General features: G+C 49.9%; 1 protein-coding gene and 1 pseudogene. Both read right to left on the bottom strand.

All coding sequences use genetic code 11. The features are described from left to right. Positions 1–441 (bottom strand): annotated as a pseudogene (locus ACJROR_RS04490) (serine/threonine protein kinase); the annotation flags it as partial. 160 nt (positions 442–601) lie between these two features. Then, a partial coding sequence (locus tag ACJROR_RS04485; RefSeq protein ID WP_406546050.1) for a DUF6273 domain-containing protein occupies positions 602–2,327 on the bottom strand: 1,726 nt, incomplete at its 5' end.

The raw sequence follows: 2,327 nt of genomic DNA, 5'->3' as shown, positions 1-2,327 counted from the left end.
CACGGCTTTCAGGCCTTCTATAACGGAGGGGATAATGAACGTTCTGAGCTCCTCTTCAGAAAACCTGACTCCCTCGGAAAGAAGTTCCGCTAGGGTTGACATCTCGTAGTACGGCCGCGCCGCATACTGATGGCCCTCATATTCACCATAGCCCGCTACCGGGGCTACAAAGGGACTCGTTACGGTCCTGAGCTTTTCCAGCACGTCCGGCTTAACGGCATTTTCCCGGCGGTAGTACTTGAGGAGGAACTTCTTTTCGGAGAGACTTCCGATTCCGGAGCAGAGATAGATATCCGCCTCACCGGATACAATATCCAGCCTTGAGTCCGCATGGAACTCACCCAGGGTAAGTCCGGTAAGATCCGGGAGCTTCTCGCTGCTTCTTACCTGAGTCTTTTTGAACTTGCTAAAGAGCGTTGCGTTAACTTTGTTTTCAGACATATAAAAGCCTCGCAGAAAACATCTGCCGGAAAGGTAAAGCCGGAGCACAAGATAGCATCAGGGCTGACAGAGGAGAACTTCAAAATCTTAATGGACAGTTTTCCAGCGCCGGCACTCTGACTGAAAATCCCGCACAGCGGCATCTCCTCCAATAATAAGGTTACAGGTTCCAGATCAGCCTTAAAGCGGGTCGCACAGCCACTTTTGTACGAAACATTCCATAGCCATTGCTGTCCAGAGAGAGGGAACCATCCTTCAGGACAAACGCTGCCGCTTCCTGACTGCTGCTCGGAGACCTCAGCCACCACATACCATAGCCGTCGTTCATTGTCCACGCACCCTGACAACGGGCATACTCCGTAACCTGACACTGTCTTTCAGCGATATTCTTAAAATAGCATCGCGCCTCCGTCAGGCTGAGGCAGAAAATCCGATCCCGGGTATTATTTCCGCCGCTGACGCCAAAATCCGGATTATTATCGTTCACCACCTCTGACAGCTTAATCCGTCGCATTTCCTCCCCGGAGAACGCCCTGGTCAGAAATTCAATATTGAGAAACCGGCGGAGAAAGCATTCCTCCCAGGTAATCTCTCCCATCCAATCATCATTATACGGACAGCAATCAAGGGCGTAACGGCTCACCAGCAAGGCTTCATTGCCATTAACCTCCAACACCAGCCATTCAATAGGCTCTTTGTCCTTTTTGTCTTTAGTTAGGATGTATCTTTCAGTATGAGGGTAACGGCCGAACTTAATATATTCGCCGGCCTTAACTCTCAAAGGAGCCGGATATCTGATGCCGTTGACGGTGATGGCTTTCGGTGTTTCAGTTTCATCGCTGTCGTACGGACGGTAGCAGGAGTTCACGCTCACCTTATGAAGCACCCGATGGCTGAGGGTATTGATTTCCGCATCGGTTAAAACGCTGTTCTCAGTCTTTAAATATTTTTTGAAAAGCTCCGGATTGTCCCGATGCTCCTTAAGATAAGCCTCAAAATCCGGCACCGAGGCAAAGAGCTGCCCTTCAAACACCGCAAAACCGGAAACAATTCTCCGGAGATTCTCATAGGAGTCTGATTGCCAGACCTTTTCGGATACCTCCTTCAAAGCCAGGCCATAGATATTGAGGATTTTGCTGAGACGGCCGGTCTGCTTTTCCGAGAGAAGCTTCTCCGCATAATCATCAAACTCCCAGAAGTGTCTGAACTGGAATTCGCATTCCCCGAAAACCGCCATGCTGTCCAGCTCTTCCAGTAACACCTTTAAGGCCTGTACATACTTTTCTTCCGCAACACACTTTGATTTCGGAGTAGCGGCGACGAAAAATTCCAGATCCTGACGGTGATCCCAAAGGTATTTTATGTATCCGGAGTCCCCCTGTTCGATCTCCAGCTTCATGAGATATTCCCAAAGCTCCGCAATATTGCTGAATTCCCTGTCGTCTATCCGGAGATTTCTCTTATCTGACAATGCATAACCAAGGATCCAGGAAACCTGAACATCCGTACATTGCCCGCGCGTACATTGCCAAAGCGAAATCAGATCATTCACATTCCAGAGGATATATGCAGCTGTATCGTTCTTCAAAATGGCTTTCGCATAGAAATACAGAAAGGAGCTCTGGAGAAGCCGGAGCGAGCTTGCAAAGCCGGTATTTCCGGATACGGCATTAGAGATCGCCGCCTCGCCAAGCTCCTTAAGACTCCCGAACTCCTGTCCGCCGCAGAAGATGGTTTTAAGTTCCGGAGCGAGCCTGTACATCAGGCGGTAAAAGACCTGATGGGCTGATACCGCATCAGAATTCTTCTGAAGACGCTCCTCCGCCTCCCGGCAGATCTTTTCCAATTTGGGAGCAAAGAGGCCCAGGTGGTGGGTCAGGATCCCC

The sequence above is a fragment of the Succinimonas sp. genome (assembly GCF_045225735.1).
In the GTDB taxonomy this organism is placed as follows: Bacteria; Pseudomonadota; Gammaproteobacteria; order Enterobacterales; family Succinivibrionaceae; genus Succinimonas.
Note: the sequence above shows the minus strand (reverse complement) of the source record. Positions and strands in the feature narration are given on the sequence as shown.